The organism is Sphingobium subterraneum, from assembly GCF_014199435.1.
Classification (GTDB): domain Bacteria; phylum Pseudomonadota; class Alphaproteobacteria; order Sphingomonadales; family Sphingomonadaceae; genus Sphingobium; species Sphingobium subterraneum.
The window spans coordinates 1245200-1261101 of record NZ_JACIJP010000001.1; the positions used below are offsets into that span (position 1 = coordinate 1245200).

13 protein-coding genes and 1 tRNA gene are annotated in these 15902 nt (G+C 61.1%); 2 read left to right on the forward strand and 12 right to left on the reverse strand.

The window, feature by feature from the left end:
* The first annotated feature begins 117 nt into the window (after positions 1–117).
* Positions 118–1338 (forward strand): NADP-dependent isocitrate dehydrogenase, encoded by a 1221-nt coding sequence (locus FHS92_RS06015; RefSeq protein ID WP_184078385.1) that lies wholly within the window; start codon positions 118–120, stop codon positions 1336–1338.
* A gap of 143 nt (positions 1339–1481) precedes the next feature.
* On the opposite strand, the gene FHS92_RS06020 is transcribed toward FHS92_RS06015, so the two are convergent.
* Positions 1482–2600, reverse strand: coding sequence for an FAD-dependent oxidoreductase (locus FHS92_RS06020; RefSeq protein WP_246351776.1), 1119 nt, complete (start codon positions 2598–2600; stop codon positions 1482–1484).
* A 50-nt stretch (positions 2601–2650) separates the two neighbouring features.
* On the opposite strand from FHS92_RS06020, the gene FHS92_RS06025 reads away from it, so the two are divergent.
* Positions 2651–4420 carry a cation:proton antiporter domain-containing protein gene (locus FHS92_RS06025; protein WP_184078387.1) on the forward strand — a complete coding sequence of 590 codons (1770 nt, stop codon included), beginning with the start codon at positions 2651–2653 and terminating at the stop codon, positions 4418–4420.
* Positions 4421–4500: 80 nt separating this feature from the next.
* Here the strand turns inward: FHS92_RS06025 and clpX are convergent, their stop codons facing one another.
* From clpX to gatC, 11 genes are all read right to left on the reverse strand, one after another.
* Positions 4501–5772 (reverse strand): ATP-dependent Clp protease ATP-binding subunit ClpX, encoded by a 1272-nt coding sequence (gene clpX, locus FHS92_RS06030; protein ID WP_184078389.1) that lies wholly within the window; start codon positions 5770–5772, stop codon positions 4501–4503.
* A 137-nt stretch (positions 5773–5909) separates the two neighbouring features.
* Positions 5910–6545 (reverse strand): ATP-dependent Clp endopeptidase proteolytic subunit ClpP, encoded by a 636-nt coding sequence (gene clpP / locus FHS92_RS06035; RefSeq protein WP_184078391.1) that lies wholly within the window; start codon positions 6543–6545, stop codon positions 5910–5912.
* Positions 6546–6682: 137 nt separating this feature from the next.
* On the reverse strand, positions 6683–7657 hold the full coding sequence (locus FHS92_RS06040) for a glycosyltransferase family 2 protein (protein ID WP_184078393.1): 975 nt from the start codon (positions 7655–7657) through the stop codon (positions 6683–6685).
* 29 nt (positions 7658–7686) lie between these two features.
* Positions 7687–9270, reverse strand: a complete 1584-nt coding sequence (gene tig / locus FHS92_RS06045; RefSeq protein WP_184078395.1) for a trigger factor — start codon at positions 9268–9270, stop codon at positions 7687–7689.
* Between the two features lie 89 nt (positions 9271–9359).
* A tRNA-Leu gene (locus FHS92_RS06050) sits at positions 9360–9444 on the reverse strand.
* 76 nt (positions 9445–9520) lie between these two features.
* Positions 9521–10903 carry a S1C family serine protease gene (locus tag FHS92_RS06055; protein ID WP_184078397.1) on the reverse strand — a complete coding sequence of 461 codons (1383 nt, stop codon included), beginning with the start codon at positions 10901–10903 and terminating at the stop codon, positions 9521–9523.
* A gap of 27 nt (positions 10904–10930) precedes the next feature.
* Positions 10931–11362 carry a hypothetical protein gene (locus FHS92_RS06060; RefSeq protein WP_221230895.1) on the reverse strand — a complete coding sequence of 144 codons (432 nt, stop codon included), beginning with the start codon at positions 11360–11362 and terminating at the stop codon, positions 10931–10933.
* Between the two features lie 46 nt (positions 11363–11408).
* A complete protein-coding gene (gatB, locus tag FHS92_RS06065; RefSeq protein ID WP_184078401.1) occupies positions 11409–12914 on the reverse strand; it encodes an Asp-tRNA(Asn)/Glu-tRNA(Gln) amidotransferase subunit GatB in 1506 nt (501 codons plus the stop codon).
* Positions 12915–12964: 50 nt separating this feature from the next.
* Positions 12965–13978: a glycosyltransferase gene (locus FHS92_RS06070; protein ID WP_184078402.1), complete on the reverse strand. Its 1014-nt coding sequence runs from the start codon at positions 13976–13978 to the stop codon at positions 12965–12967.
* Positions 13979–14038: 60 nt separating this feature from the next.
* Positions 14039–15514 (reverse strand): Asp-tRNA(Asn)/Glu-tRNA(Gln) amidotransferase subunit GatA, encoded by a 1476-nt coding sequence (gene gatA / locus FHS92_RS06075; RefSeq protein WP_184078404.1) that lies wholly within the window; start codon positions 15512–15514, stop codon positions 14039–14041.
* 99 nt (positions 15515–15613) lie between these two features.
* The gene (gene gatC, locus FHS92_RS06080; RefSeq protein ID WP_184078405.1) at positions 15614–15901 is read right to left on the reverse strand and encodes an Asp-tRNA(Asn)/Glu-tRNA(Gln) amidotransferase subunit GatC; all 288 of its coding nucleotides are present in this window, start codon (positions 15899–15901) and stop codon (positions 15614–15616) included.
* Position 15902 lies beyond the last annotated feature (1 nt).

Below are 15902 nucleotides of genomic sequence, written 5' to 3' on the forward strand. Positions count from 1 at the left end.
CTACGGCCCACAAAGTTGCAAAAACGCGAAATCCGTGCACGGCCGGTTGAAGTTTTGGTACGCTTTCCCTAGAGCCGCAAGCAACTTCATCCCCAGAAAGAAAGCGGACCCAGGCGCATGGCAAAGATCAAAGTCAAAAATCCGATCGTCGAACTCGATGGCGACGAGATGACCCGGATTATCTGGGAATGGATCCGCGAACGTTTGATCAAGCCCTACCTCGACGTCGACCTCAAATATTATGACCTGTCCGTCCAGAAGCGCGACGAGACCAACGACCAGATCACCATCGACAGCGCCAAGGCGATCCAGCAATACGGGGTTGGCGTCAAATGCGCGACGATCACGCCGGACGAAGCCCGCGTCGAGGAATTCAGCCTCAAGAAAATGTGGAAATCGCCGAATGGCACAATCCGCAACATCCTGGGCGGCGTCGTATTCCGCGAACCGATCGTCATCCGCAATGTCCCGCGCCTCGTACCGGGCTGGACCGATCCCATCGTCGTGGGTCGCCACGCCTTTGGCGACCAGTACCGCGCCACCGATTTCCGCGTGCCCGGCCCCGGCAAGCTGCGCCTCGTCTGGGAAGGCGATAATGGCGAGAAGATTGACGAGGAAGTGTTCCAGTTCCCGTCCGCCGGTGTGGCAATGGGCATGTACAATCTCGACGACTCGATCCGCGATTTTGCCCGCGCCAGCATGAACTACGCGCTGGACCGCAAATGGCCGCTTTACCTTTCGACCAAGAACACCATCCTCAAGGCCTATGACGGCCGCTTCAAGGATCTGTTCCAGGAAGTGTTCGATGCCGAATTTGCCAGCAAGTTCAAGGATGCAGGCATCGTCTACGAGCACCGCCTGATTGACGACATGGTTGCCTCCGCCCTCAAATGGAGCGGCAAGTTCGTCTGGGCCTGCAAGAACTATGACGGCGACGTCCAGTCCGACACTGTGGCACAGGGTTTCGGTTCGCTCGGCCTCATGACCTCCGTGTTGATGTCGCCCGATGGCAAGACCGTCGAAGCCGAAGCCGCGCACGGCACCGTCACCCGTCACTACCGCATGCACCAGCAGGGCAAGGCGACATCGACCAACCCGATCGCGTCGATCTTCGCCTGGACGCAGGGCCTCGCTTTCCGCGGCAAGTTCGACGACACACCAGACGTCACCCGCTTCGCCGAAACGCTGGAGCGCGTGTGCATCGAAACCGTCGAAAAGGGCGCGATGACCAAGGACCTCGCGCTGCTCATCGGCCCTGAACAGGCGTGGATGACCACCGAACAATTCTTCGAAGCGATCCGCGCCAATCTGGAAACGGCGATGGCCAGCTGGAAATAAGCCTCACTCCGGCCTGCGTTATGGCGCAGGCCGGATGTCCTGCGCCGGGGAGCGGATATGCTCCCGCCGGATCCCCAGACCCACCAGCCACGCGGGGATGATCCGCAGCATCGGCCAGCGGTTCAGCGCGCGCAGCGGAAGCGTCAGCCGCCCCTGACGGATGCCCCCCGCAACACCGACCCGATGATATTATCTTGAGCCAGCTTCTGCCCGCGCTGTATGATGCGCGTGGGAAGCATACGGCGTTTCTCGACCCCCGCCAGCATCGCATCGACCGGCCGCCCCTGTGCCATCGGTCCTGCCAACCGGTTCGCCGCCGCCACTGCGTCCTGCACCGCGAGGTTGATCCCCACTCCGCCAATCGGCGACATGGCATGCGCAGCATCCCCGATCGCGAGCAGCCCCGGCCGGTGCCAAGATGTCAGCCGATCCAGCGCCACGTCGAGCAGCTTGACCTGGTCCCAACTCGTGATGGTCGTCATCAGGTCGGCGAGCACCGGTGCCGTCACCGCGACCCGTGCGCGAAAGCGATCCAGTCCCCCGGCACGCTCGGTATCGGCGGCACCCTTGGGTAGCACATAGGCGGCCTGCCAATAATCGCCCCGGTCGATACACACGATAATCTGCCCGTCGCGAACGACCATTCCCGAATTATTGTCATCCGTCGGCTCCTTGGGCAGCCGGAACCAGAAGATATCCATCGGCGCTCCGATCGTTTCCAAAGGAAGCAGCGCGCGTGTCCGCACAAGAGAACTGCGCCCGTCGGCCGCGATGACAAGATCCGCGCCGATCCGTTCACCCCCGGCCATGACGACACCATCGACCCGCCCCGCGCCATCAAAAGACATATCCTCCACCACCGCGTTCATGCGTAGGGAGAAACACGGCCATATCCGCGCGGACTGTGCCACGAAGTCGAGAAAATCCCATTGCGGCATCATGGCAATGTAGGGACAGGATACCGGCAGGCGGGAAAAGTCGGCAACGTTAACCGCGCGCCCATCGACCTCGGCAGTCAGCGCCGAAACCTTGTCGTGCGGTCGCGACAGCAACCCGTGTACCAGGCCGAGTTCATGGAACAGCTCCAGCGTCGACGGGTGCACCGTGTCGCCACGGAAATCACGGAGGAAGTCGCTATGCTTTTCGAGCACCACCGTAGGCACGCCTGCCCGGGCAAAGAGTAGCCCGGCGACCATCCCTGCCGGTCCGCCTCCAATAATGATGAGTCTGCTCGGGCTTGTGCCTTTCCCTTTATGTGCCATTTTTCGTCTCCGCTCATGACAGCGCGCATAATGCCTGCTTTAATGCGGTTATGCCAATGGACCTCCAACATAGCGGACTGAGCGACACGCTTGTCATCTTGGGGGCGGCCGGCCTCGTCATTCCGGCCTTCGCACGTTTCCGGATCAGCCCCGTCATTGGTTTCATCCTGGTCGGGCTTGCGGTAGGGCCATCCGGCCTCGGCGCGATGATCCGCGAATATCCTTGGCTGTTCTACCTTTCCATTTCCGACCCGGCGGCCATCGCGCCCTTTGCCGAACTGGGCATTATCCTGTTGCTCTTTTCCATCGGCTTGGAATTGAGCTTCAAGCGATTATGGTCGATGCGGCGCCTTGTGTTCGGCGTCGGCGCGGCGGAACTGGCGGGTGGCGCGATTATCATCGCCCTCGGGCTTGCCGCTCTTGGCGAAACGACCGGCGGATCCATCGGCCTTGGCCTGGCCCTCGCCCTCTCCTCGACTGCGCTGGTGCTACCGATGGTTGGGACGGAAGGAGCGGTCGGACGCACGGCCTTTTCCATGCTGCTGTTCGAGGATCTGGCGCTGGTGCCGATTGTCTTCCTCCTCGGGGCGCTCGCTCCGTCGGCCAATGGGGGCGATTGGAGCACACTTCTGGATACCTTGTGGAAAGGCGGCCTGACCGTTATCGCGATGTTGGTCGCCGGACGACTGTTCCTTCCGCGCATCTTCGCGCAGGCGGCCCGCACCAAAAGCCCGGAAGTTTTTCTCGCCGCGAGCCTGCTGGTCGTGATCGTGTCGAGCCTGCTGACCGGAGTGGTGGGTCTCTCGCCCATTGTCGGTGCGCTCCTGGCCGGCATATTGATTGCCGAGACCGATTATCATGGCGAAGTCGAGGTCATGACGGCGCCGTTCAAGGGGTTGGCACTCGGCGTTTTTCTGCTCACCGTCGGAATGAGCATAGACGTCACGCTGGTTCTTCGGCAATGGCCCGCCCTTGTCGGGGCAGTATTTGCCGTCGTCGTCGCCAAGACGATTGTTACCGCCGTTCTCCTCAATATTTCCGGGGTCCGGCGCGCGGTCGCGGCCGAAGTTGGCCTGCTGATGGCCAGCCCGTCGGAAACCACCCTTATCGTGCTTTCGGCCGCCGCAGCGGGAGGCCTCATCGATGCGCAGACGGCGACCTTCTGGCAGATCGCGACGGCGATCGGCCTGACAATCACACCGCTTCTGGCGAAATTGGGCCACGAAGCGTCTCTGCGGATTGAACGTCGGTCGTCCGAAGAGCCGGCCGTGCCGGAAGTGGGTGCAGAGGCAATTTCCGTCGTCGTGGGATTCGGACGCGTGGGGCGAATGGTGTGCGACATGCTCAAAACCCATAACCAGCCCTATATTGCCGTCGAATCCGATGCCGATGTCGTCGCTCAGGCAAGGCGGGATGGTTACCCGGTCATTTTTGGTGACGTTGCGCGGGCAGAAATGCTCGACCGGCTGCGCCTGGGCCATGCGCGCGCGCTGATCGTGACGATGGATGACCCGGTGCTATCGGTCAACGTGACCAGACGCACGCGCAGCTGGGTGCCCGACCTGCCGATTATCGTGCGCGCGCGAGACCCCCAGCACGCGAGCGAACTTTACCGCGCAGGGGCGAGCGACGCCGTGCCCGAAACGCTCGAAAGCTCGTTGCAACTGGCGGAAACGGCGCTTGTTGACTTGGGCGTGGCCATGGGGCCGGTGACCGCATCGATCCACCAACGCCGGGAAGAATTGCGCGAAGAAATCCGCGAAGCAGCCAACCTCAGCAAAACACCCAAGTTGCGGACGGCACGGCTTAACGAAGCCTAACCCCTTCCGCATCGCGCCCACATAGCAAACCCGCCCGGTGCCATCGGACACCGGACGGGTTGCTCTGAAGTATCAGTGAATTAAGCCGCGTCGCCCGCCTTGCGCTTGCCGGTCTCAGTAAACACCCGGACCGGCTCCTTGCGGCCATCGACCACGTCTTTATCGACCACCACTTCGGTCACGCCCTCCATGGACGGCAGATCGAACATGGTGTCGAGCAGGATCGCTTCGATGATCGAGCGAAGTCCGCGTGCGCCCGTCTTGCGTTCGATCGCACGCTTGGCGATGGCGGTGAGCGCATCGTCCGTGAAGCTGAGTTCGACCTCTTCCATCTCGAACAGCTTGCGATACTGCTTCACCAAAGCGTTCTTCGGCTCGATCAGGATCTTGACCAGCGCATCGATATCGAGGTCTTCGAGCGTCGCGATCACCGGCAAACGACCCACAAATTCGGGGATCAACCCAAACTTCAGCAGATCTTCCGGCTCGCTCTGCCGCAGCAGCTCACCCGTGCGCCGTTCGTCGGGTGCCGCAACATGCGCGCCAAAACCGATCGACTTCGACTCGAGGCGATCGCCGATGATCTTTTCCAGACCCGCAAACGCTCCGCCACAAATGAACAGGATGTTGGTCGTGTCGACCTGCAAAAACTCCTGCTGCGGATGCTTGCGACCACCCTGCGGCGGCACGCTCGCGGTCGTGCCTTCCATCAGCTTCAGCAACGCCTGCTGCACACCTTCACCTGACACATCGCGCGTGATCGAGGGATTCTCGGCCTTCCGGCTGATCTTGTCGATTTCGTCGATATAGACGATGCCGCGCTGCGCCTTTTCGACGTTATAATCCGACGCCTGCAACAGCTTGAGGATGATGTTCTCGACATCCTCACCAACATAGCCCGCCTCGGTGAGGGTCGTCGCGTCGGCCATGGTGAAGGGCACATCGAACGTCTTCGCCAGCGTCTGCGCCAGCAAAGTCTTGCCGCACCCGGTCGGACCGACCAAGAGAATATTGGACTTCGCCAGTTCGACGTCGCCCGTCTTCGTCCCATGATTCAGACGCTTATAATGGTTGTGGACCGCGACCGAGAGTACGCGCTTAGCCCGCGCCTGCCCGATGACGTAGTCGTCCAACACGTCGCAAATTTCCTGCGGCGTTGGCACCCCGCCATCCTTTTTGCCGACTAGACCGCTCTTGGTCTCCTCGCGAATGATGTCGTTGCACAACTCGACGCATTCATCGCAGATGAAAACGGTCGGCCCTGCAATCAGCTTGCGCACCTCATGCTGCGACTTGCCGCAGAAGGAGCAGTACAATGTGCTTTTCGAGTCAGAGCCGGTCAGCTTAGTCATTCCTGGCCTTTCCTTGCCCGGCGCGGCTGCGGACTATCCCCGCAGGCGGGCCGGACTTTTTTGCCGTGCGGCCATCCTAGACCGCGGCACTTGCGTTCCACAAGGGGGAGAATGCACTCCCCTTTGTGAATATATGCTTAGCTCTCTGCCGCTTCGGTAGGCGACGGACGCTTGTCGTACACTTCGTCGACGATACCGAACGTCTTGGCCTCATCCGCCTCGAGAAAGGTATCGCGATCCATCGCCGCCTCGATCTTTTCGATCGGCTGACCGGTGAACTGCGCATAGAGGCGGTTCATCCGCGCACGAATACGCAGGATTTCCTTGGCCTGAATCTCGATATCCGACGCCATGCCTTGCGCACCGCCCGAGGGCTGATGGACCATGATCCGCGCATTGGCGAGCGCGATTCGCATGCCCGGTTCACCAGCAGCGAGCAGGAAGCTGCCCATGCTGGCCGCCTGACCGATACACACGGTACCGACCTTGGGGCGAATATATTGCATCGTGTCGTAGATCGCCATGCCCGCCGTCACCACACCGCCCGGCGAGTTGATGTACATATAGATGTCCTTCTTCGGATTTTCCGATTCGAGGAACAGCAGCTGGGCGACAATGACCGAAGCCATATGGTCTTCCACCTGGCCGGTGACGAAGATAATCCGCTCACGCAGCAGGCGGGAATAGATGTCGAAGCTGCGTTCGCCGCGATTCGACTGCTCGATAACGACGGGGACCAGGGCGGCCATGGGATCGAAGGTGCTGTTGTGCATGAAGGATCTTTCAGGTGTTTTGCTTTGCCATGTCCTACATCGGGGCAAATCGAGGCAGGTTCAAGGGGAGATGCTAGCGCCGGGTGATTAACAACGTTTTATCCGACGACCCGGCGGGCTCCCCCACCGCCCGATGCTCAACCCCGCCGGTCGGCAGCGAAATCTCCGGGTGCACGATGGCCCAGATAGGCGAGCCGACGCACTTCGCGCCGACCGCGCACCACAGTATCGAGAATCAGCCCGCACATCCCGTTTAGTACCGCCACGATCATCAGGCCGGTGACCATGATAGCCGTAGGGAAACGCGGGACGAGCCCGGTTTCAAGGTAAGTCAGGAACAACGGAAACGCCAGCAGCAGCGCTGCCACCGCGAATAGCCCGCCAATAAACCCAAAAAACCACACCGGCCGCTCGATACGGTACAGCGTGAAGATGGTCCGCAGAATGCGCCATCCGTCGCGATAGGTGGACAGCTTGCTGACCGAACCTTCAGGCCGCGCGGCGTAGGCCGTCACCACTTCTGTCACCGGCATCGCGAGTTCCAGCGCGTGTACACTGATCTCCGTCTCGATCTCGAACCCTTCCGACAGAACCGGAAAGCTCTTGACGAAACGGCGGGAAAAAATCCGGTAGCCCGAGAGAATATCGGTAAAACTGCGCCCAAACAGGCGCTTGAGCAGGCCCGTCAGCATCGCATTACCCAGGCGATGTCCGCGGCGATAGGCGGCCTCTACTTCGGATTTGCGCGCGCCGACCACCATGTCGAAATTTTCGGCAAGCATGGCACCCACCATGTCCGGCGCGGCGGCGGCCTCATACGTCGCGTCGCCATCGGCCATGACATAGACGTCCGCATCGATATCGGCGAACATGCGGCGCACCACATGACCCTTGCCCTGCTGGCGCACGCTCCGCACGACGGCACCAGCGGCTGTGGCGATCTCCCGCGAACCGTCAATGCTGTTGTTATCATAGACATAGACAGTGGCGCCGGGCAGCGCCGCGCGAAACTCCGCCACCGTCTGCGCGATGGCCCCGGCTTCGTTATAGCAGGGGAGCAGCACCGCAATGCGCAGGCCGACCGGCAGAACACCCGTATCGGCACTGGTCATGCGGCTGCCCTCCTGGTCCCGTTATCCGGTCAGTCGGCCTTGGCCGCTTTCTTGGCCGGAGCTTTCTTGGCAGGCTTCTCGGCCGCTTCGCCCTCGGCAGCAGCAGCCGCCTTCTTGGGGGCCGCCTTTTTGGCGGGCTTGGCCTCTTCCGTCGCCGCTTCGGCAGGAGCCGCATCGTCGGCCTTCTCTGCCTTCTTGGCAGCGGCCTTCTTCGCTTTGGGCTTCGCGTCGTGGCTGTGGTCGTGACCGCAATCGGGTCCATGCACATGGCCCGGCTCGCGGTCGCCATCGGCCTCGATCGCCGCTTCCAGTTCCGCGCGCGTCACGACGCGGTCGGAGACTTTAGCCTTTTCGAACAGCAGGTCGACAACCTTGTCCTCGTAAAGTGGGGCGCGCAGCTGGGCAGCGGCCATCGGCTCGTTGCGAACATATTCAACGAACCGCTCGCGATCCTGCGGGCCATATTGCTGCGCCGCCTGCATAATGAGACGGTTCATCTCCTGCTGGCTGACCTCGACGCCGTTCGCTTGGCCGATTTCTGACAGCAACAGGCCCAGACGGACCCGGCGAACCGCGATATTGCGATAATCGTCCTTGTCCTTTTCGATCTCGGCGCGTGCGGCTTCTGGATCTTCCTCATGGCCAGCTTCGTGCTCAAGCTGCGCCCAGATCTGCTCGAACTCGGCTTCCACCATGCTCGGCGGCACTTCGAAGTCATGCGCTTCGGCGAGCTGATCTAGCAGCTTGCGCTTCATATAGGTGCGCGTCAGGCCATTATGCTCCTGCTCGATCTGCCCCTTCAGCAGGCCACGCAGCGGCTCCAGCCCTTCCAGACCCAGGCTCTTCGCGAAATCCTCGTCCAGCTTCGGCTTGGACGGATCGAGCACCGCCGTCACCTTGATGTCGAACGTCGCGGCCTTGCCCTTCAGGTTCTCGGCGTTGTAGTCCTCGGGGAAGGTCACGTTGATAACCTTCTCGTCGCCTGTCTTGACGCCGACCATCTGTTCTTCGAAGCCGGGGATCAGGCTGCCCGAACCGAGCGCGACCTTCATGCCCTCGCCCGTACCGCCATCGAACGCGACACCGTCGACCTTCCCGACGAAACCGATCACGACAACATCGCCATCGACCGCCGCATGATCGGCAGGATATTCGGCAAAAGCATTCTGCTGGCTGGCGATCCGGCCAGCGGCTTCGTCAACCGCGTCTTCGGAGACTTCGACGGTCAGCCGTTCCAGTTTCAGGCCTTCGATGGAGGGGGTTGGCACCTGAGGCAGCACTTCCAGCGCAACCTTGATCTCGGCATCTTTGCCGAACTCGAAATCGTCGCCCAGTTCCACACTGGGCTGCATCGCGGGGCGCAGCTGATTGTCGGCGATGATCTTCTGTACGCCTTCCTGAATCGAACTGTTAAGCGCGTCGCGCTGGATCGATTCTCCGTGCATCTTGCGCACCAGATTGGCGGGCACCTTTCCGGGGCGGAAGCCGGGCATGCGAACCTGCGGCGCGATCTTCTGCACTTCCGTGTCGACCCGCGCCTCGATATCCTTGGCGGTGATGGTCAGGGTGTAGGCGCGCTTCAGGCCTTCGTTCAACGTCTCAACAGTCTGCATCTCTTCTCTCAACGCCTTCTGAGCTGAATTTCGATGGCTTCACCCCGATGGAAAACTTCCTTCAGGGCGCCCGTACGGAAGTGGCAGACTGGTGCGGGCGAAGGGACTCGAACCCCCACATCTTGCGATGCCAGAACCTAAATCTGGTGCGTCTACCAATTTCGCCACGCCCGCATCGGTCGCCGGACGGCGCGGCATAGAGCAGATAGGGAGAGAGGGCAAGGGGTGAGGGTCCCGCACCGATAAAGGATCATTTCCCAGCTACGATGGCAAGGAATCGAAAAATATCCGCAGCCGGGATAAAAAAGTTCATGCCCTGTTGCGCATCGCTTATGCGCACCGACGTGACCGCCATACCAAGCAACTCCCCACGGCCAGTGACCAGCGGGCCGCCACTGTTGCCGGGCGCTACCGAAACGTCGCTCTGGATGAAGGCATAACCATCCCGATCGCGGTTGGCCGATATAATTCCTTTTGTCACGGTGCCCTGCAAATCCGTGAAAAGGGGCGCGCCCACCGCGAACACTTCCGTCCCGACACCGACCGTTCCTGGTGACCGGTGCAGCGGTGCCCGCCCGCGCGCCGGGCTTTTCAGCAAGGCCACGTCACGCCCCTTGTCGACGCGCATCACCTGCGCCACCTGTTCCTGTCCATCGGACCAGCGCAGCTTGACGAATTTTGCGCCGCCCACCACGTGATGGTTGGTGAAGAAATATCCGTCGCTGGAAATCAGGAAACCGCTACCGTGCCCCGTCGCCGACTCGACCAGCACCGTCGCGGCCGCTGCCCCTGCCACTGTCCCAACGCCTTTTTCAGGCAGATGTAACGACAAGGGAGAGACATTGGGGTTCGGCAAACGTGCAGCGAGCAGATCGCGCGCGGCACCTACAGCATAAGAACGCAACGGGCCTTTCGATACCAGCGCCCGAACATTTTCTGCGAACGCGGCGTACACCAGTCCCTCAACGCCATCGGACTGGGGTTTCCGCACGACGCTTCCAGTACGTGTCGTGAACCGGTCCATGACCTTGCGCTGGATAGGGTCGTAGATCTGCCACTCGACTTCCATCAATGCGGAGCCTTTGGTCGACATGCGGTCGCCGAAGCCCGAATGCGGCCAGCAAGCATCGACTACCAAGGATTTGATCGTACCACCGACGAGGAAATCGGCCTGAACCTCGTCGCCGCTGTCGAACAAGTCCCGGCTTGCGCTCACCACATCGTATCCGAGCGACTTCAGTTCATCCCGAAATACATGGTCAAAATCTTCAACGCTGACATCGCCACGACGTGTATTCCACTTGAGACTATGGGCGCCGACGCACATTAGGCCCATTTTCAGTTTTCCAAACGGATCGCCCCGGCGAAGATCACTGACCACCCGGCTCAACTGGATCGAGCGGGTCGGTGTACCGGCGGGCAGCGCGATGACGCTGACCGGAGTGGGAACATCGAGATGAGCGAAGGCAGCCCAAGGAAAAATAGCTAGGCAGATGCCAAACATGCCAACTAGAATTCGGTCTACACCGAGAATACGGCACATTGGCGTGAAACGGCGGTATCGACCACCGAGCACCGGAATAGCGATTGGCACCCTAGGCATGAACAACGAATATGAGAGGGCTTTCAGCAAAATCGCGCTGCGCCAAGCCGCTGACTATTAATCATACTCGTCTTCGGGCACCACCGGATCGGTCGTGTTGTCCGCGCTCGTCAGCTCATATAATCGGGTGTCACGTTCAGCACCCTTCAATTTCTTGTATTGTTGATACTGTTCTTCCGGGAGGTTGCGCTGCACATAGCCATGGGCCTTGAGGCAACCATAATAAGTCGCATACATGGCCTTCCGGCGCAAAATACCGTTCATAAAGCCCGCAGCGAAGCTCGCCCCAGCGGCCCCGGCGGCGGTCGACTGGGTGACGGGATTATAAGGATTGGACACGCCGGGATTCTTGCCCGCGTCCTTCCCAGCCTGGATACAGAGCTTTTCTTCAGTATCCCATACCTCTTTGGACACTCCGGCCTTGTGGGCGTACATATGAAGCTTTGCGTACGCAGGGCTTGTCCCCAACCCGAACGTCAGTGCCGCCACCCAGCATAGCCGTCTCATCATATTCTCGCCTCAGACAACAACCTCATCACCCCAGCGCCTTCCGCAGCACCTCGTTCACCACCTGCGGATTCGCTTTGCCCTGCATCGCCTTCATCGTCTGACCGACGAAGAATCCGAACAGGGCTTCCTTGCCCGCTTTGTACTGCTCGACCTTGTCGGCATTGTCGGCGAGAATTTTCGCCACTGCCGCATCGATCGCGCCGGTATCCGAAGTCTGTTTGAGCCCCCGCTCTTCGACTATCTTGCCAGCCGGATCGCCGGTGTCCAGCATAATTTCGAACACCTGCTTGGCGATTGTACCCGAAATGGTGCCATCGGCGATTAAACCAAGCAATTCAGCACCCTGCGCCGGATTGACCGGACTGGTATCGAGCGTCTTGCCCAGCCGGTTCAATGCGCCGAACAGTTCCGACAACAGCCAGTTCGCCGCCGCCTTCGCGACGTCCGCCTCGCTCTTGCCTGCAGCCTTGGCGCTCTCCGCGACAAGCGCCTCGAACCAGCGCGCCGTTTCCGCTTCCGCCGTCAGCACCGCCGCGTTGTAGGCGGACAGGCCGAGCGCGTTTTCATAGCGATGGCGCTTTGCATCGGGCAGTTCGGGAAGGCTCGCCCGGCATTCTTCCAGGAACGCGTCCTCCAGCTCCAGCGGCAACAGGTCCGGATCCGGGAAATAGCGATAGTCGTGCGCGTCTTCCTTCGACCGCATGGACCGTGTTTCCATCTTGTCCGGGTCGAACAGCCGCGTTTCCTGAATGATGCGCCCGCCGCTTTCGAGCACATCCACCTGTCGGCTGGCTTCCTGCTCGATTGCCGCCATGACGAAGCGCACGGAGTTGACGTTCTTCGTTTCCGTGCGCGTGCCCAGTTCCTCGCCCGGTCGACGCACTGACACATTGACGTCGGCGCGCATGGAGCCTTCCTCCATATTGCCATCGCAGCTGCCCACGTAACGCAGGATCGTACGCAACTTGCGCAGATACGCCCCGGCCTCGGCCGGCGAACGCATGTCCGGGCGGCTGACAATCTCCATCAGCGCTACGCCGGAGCGGTTAAGATCGACATAGCTGCGCGTGGGGTGCTGATCATGCATCAGCTTACCTGCGTCCTGCTCGACATGCAGCCGCTCGATGCCGATCGTCTTCCTCGCGCTTTCCGGGTTCTTTTCGTCCAGCGTCACCTCAATCTCGCCTTCGCCGACGATCGGGTGATAAAGCTGGCTGATCTGGTAGCCCTGCGGCAGATCGGCGTAGAAATAATTCTTGCGGTCAAACCGCGAATACCGGTTGATCTGCGCGTTCAGGGCCATGCCGGTCCGTACTGCCTGCGCAATGCATTCGCGGTTCGGCACGGGGAGCATGCCCGGCATCGCCGCATCGACGAGGCTGACCTGCGTATTGGGTTCCGCCCCGAACGCCGTTGCCGCGCCGGAAAACAGCTTCGACTGCGTGGTGATCTGCGCGTGCACCTCCAGGCCGATCACGACCTCCCACTCACCGGTGGCACCCTGTATGCGGTAGGAAGATGTCGTCGTCATTCCAATTCCCTGAACAATGCGCCCGATAAGGCGGGCGGCTTTGGCGCTCTTTAGTCGCGCCGCATTCCGATGAAAAGCACGTCCTTCGCCAGCCGTTGCGCCATGAAGCGTCCGCTGCCGACCTGTACATAGGTGCCGTTGAAGAGATTGCCGACAATCCGCGCCAGTGCGCCGATCCGCCCACGCGCTTGATAGACCCGATCCCGTCCCTCGCCTTTTTTGACGACGGCGTCCCGTAATGCCTTAGCGGCGGCAATGTCGAGCTGCGGAAACTGGACCATGACCTCCGGTTCGATCCGGTCAAGCAACGCCCGCTGCTCCCGCGCGGCACGCACATAAATGTCCGACCACGTCCTGATCGTGCTCGCATTTCCCAGATAGAAACGCCCTACTGGCGCGCCGCACAGATTATCGTTATGTTGCCGGTAGTCTACCAGCTCCTCTGCGATCTCTCGGGTCGAGCCGGCAAGGTTGGCGAGAAATGTGGTCCAGCGATCATGCGCCATTGTTGCTGCGCCGGACATGGGATCAGTTCCCCTAAGGTTGGGTGGAATAACCGCTAGCAGATCCCGGCGGATCATGATCGAAAAGCCGTAAAAGCACTTGAGCTGATCGTAACTGAGCGGCGGCACCGTCCGGCTTTCGCTAATCCCCTGGTCGAACCCGCCAATATTGTTGTCCTCCCCGTCGATCAGCCCAGCCTGATGCACGACCATGACGACATTCGGGTCGGCAAATTCCGGAATGCATTTTTCCAGCTTTGTCGGCCGCCAGATATCGTCCTGATCGCAATAGGCGATGAGGTCGCCGGTCGCCTTCAGGGCCGTTTGCAGGAAATTCTCGCCATAACCCAGATTTTCCGGGTTGCGCCACAACCGGATCGGCACTGCGCTTTTCGCCGCGATGGCAGCCACGATCTCCATGGTTTCATCGGTCGACCCGTCATCGGCCACCAGGATTTCATGCGGGGGCACGGTCTGGTTCACCAAACTGTTCAACTGACGCTCGATATAGCGGGCGCCGTTGTAGCTGCCCATGACGATAGAAACTTGTGGCTGGGTCATGCTTGTCGAAACTCCAAGTCCGCAGACCTCTCCTGTCGATCGTCGGGGATCAGCGCCCCCTTACCACCATTTTTCCGCCCGCGCGGTAAACCCGGCGCGTTCCTCGAGCGCCAGCGAAGCGTTTAGCACGCCCTGTTCGTCCAGCGGTCGCCCGATGATCTGGAGGCCGAGCGGCAGACCTGCGCTATCCAGCCCACCCGGCAACGACATGGCCGGAAGGCCCGCCAGCGAGGCAGGCACGGTGAACACGTCGTTCAAATACATGGCGAGCGGATCGGCCTGCTTCTCCCCCAGCGCGAAGGCAGCGGACGGCGCAGTTGGTGTCAATAGCAGGTCGCACTGGGTGAACGCCTGCTCGAAATCGCGCGCAATCAGCGTGCGGACCTTGCAGGCCTGCGTGTAATAGGCGTCGTAGAACCCGGCCGACAGCACATAGGTGCCTATCATGATGCGCCGTTTCACCTCGTCGCCGAACCCTGCCGCGCGCGTTGCCGCGTACATGTCCTGCAGCCCTGCCCCGTCGGGCAGCACACGCTGGCCGTACCGCACGCCGTCATAGCGCGCGAGGTTGGACGACGCCTCGGCGGGGGCAATGATATAATAGGTCGGCAGCGCATATTGGGTGTGCGGCAGCGACACGTCGACGATTTCCGCCCCGGCGTCTTTAAGCCAGGCCACACCCTTGTCCCACAGCGCCGCGATTTCCGGATTGAGGCCATCAGGGCGATATTCTTTGGGGATGCCGACCTTCTTGCCCCGCAGGTCGGACGACAGGCCCGCCTCCCACTGCGGAACGGGCAGATCGAGCGAGGTCGAATCCTTCGGATCAAACCCCGCCATATTCTCCAGCAGGATGGCGTTGTCACGCACGGTGCGCGCCATCGCGCCCGCCTGATCGAGGGAGGATGCGAACGCCACGATGCCCCAGCGCGAGCAGCGTCCGTAAGTCGGCTTGATACCGCTGATACCCGTGAAGCTTGCGGGCTGGCGGATCGATCCGCCGGTATCGGTGCCGGTCGCCGCCGGGCACAGCCGCGCCGCGATGGCAGACGACGATCCGCCCGAGGAACCGCCCGGTGTCAGCGCCTTGCCGTCCGCCGCCTTCCATGGCGACACCACATTGCCGAACGCGCTGGTTTCGTTGGACGATCCCATGGCGAACTGGTCCATGTTGAGCTTGCCGAGCATCCCTGCGCCTGCCGACCACAGTTTCGCGGACACGGTCGACTCGTACTGCGGCACAAAGCCTTCGAGGATGTGGCTTGCTGCGGTCGTCTGCGTCCCTTGCGTGCAGAACAGATCCTTCATGCCGATCGGTACGCCGGAGAGGGGTTTCAACGCGCCGCTGGCGCGCGCGGCGTCGGCGGCGTCGGCGGCTGCCAGCGCGGCGTCCGGCGTCTCGACAATGAACGCGTTCAATGTCTTCGCCGCAGCGATGTTCGCGCTGAACGCTTCGGTTACTTCGCGCGCAGAGAATTCGCCATCGCGGAACCCGTCGCGGATTTCGGCAACAGTGAGATTGGTTAAGTCAGTCATGAACAAACCCGTTCGGGCTGAGCCTGTCGAAGCCCTGCCCTTCTGAGAAAAAACGGTCCTTCGACGAGCTCAGGACGAACGGAGAACAAGGTGGAAACGTCATTCGATCACCTTGGGCACGGCGAAAAAGCCATGTTCCGCCTGCGGCGCGTTGGCCAACACCCTGTCACGCACATTGCCGTCGGTCACGACGTCGTCGCGCAGGCGCAAATGATTGGGGATGACGGCGGTCATCGGCTCCACGCCGCTGACGTCCACCTCGCCCAGTTGCTCCACCCAACCCAGGATGTTGTTGAGTTCGGGCACCAGCGCCTGCGCCTCATCATCCGTTACGGCGATGCGGGCAAGACCGGCGACCTTCTTGACGGTATCACGATCAATAGACATG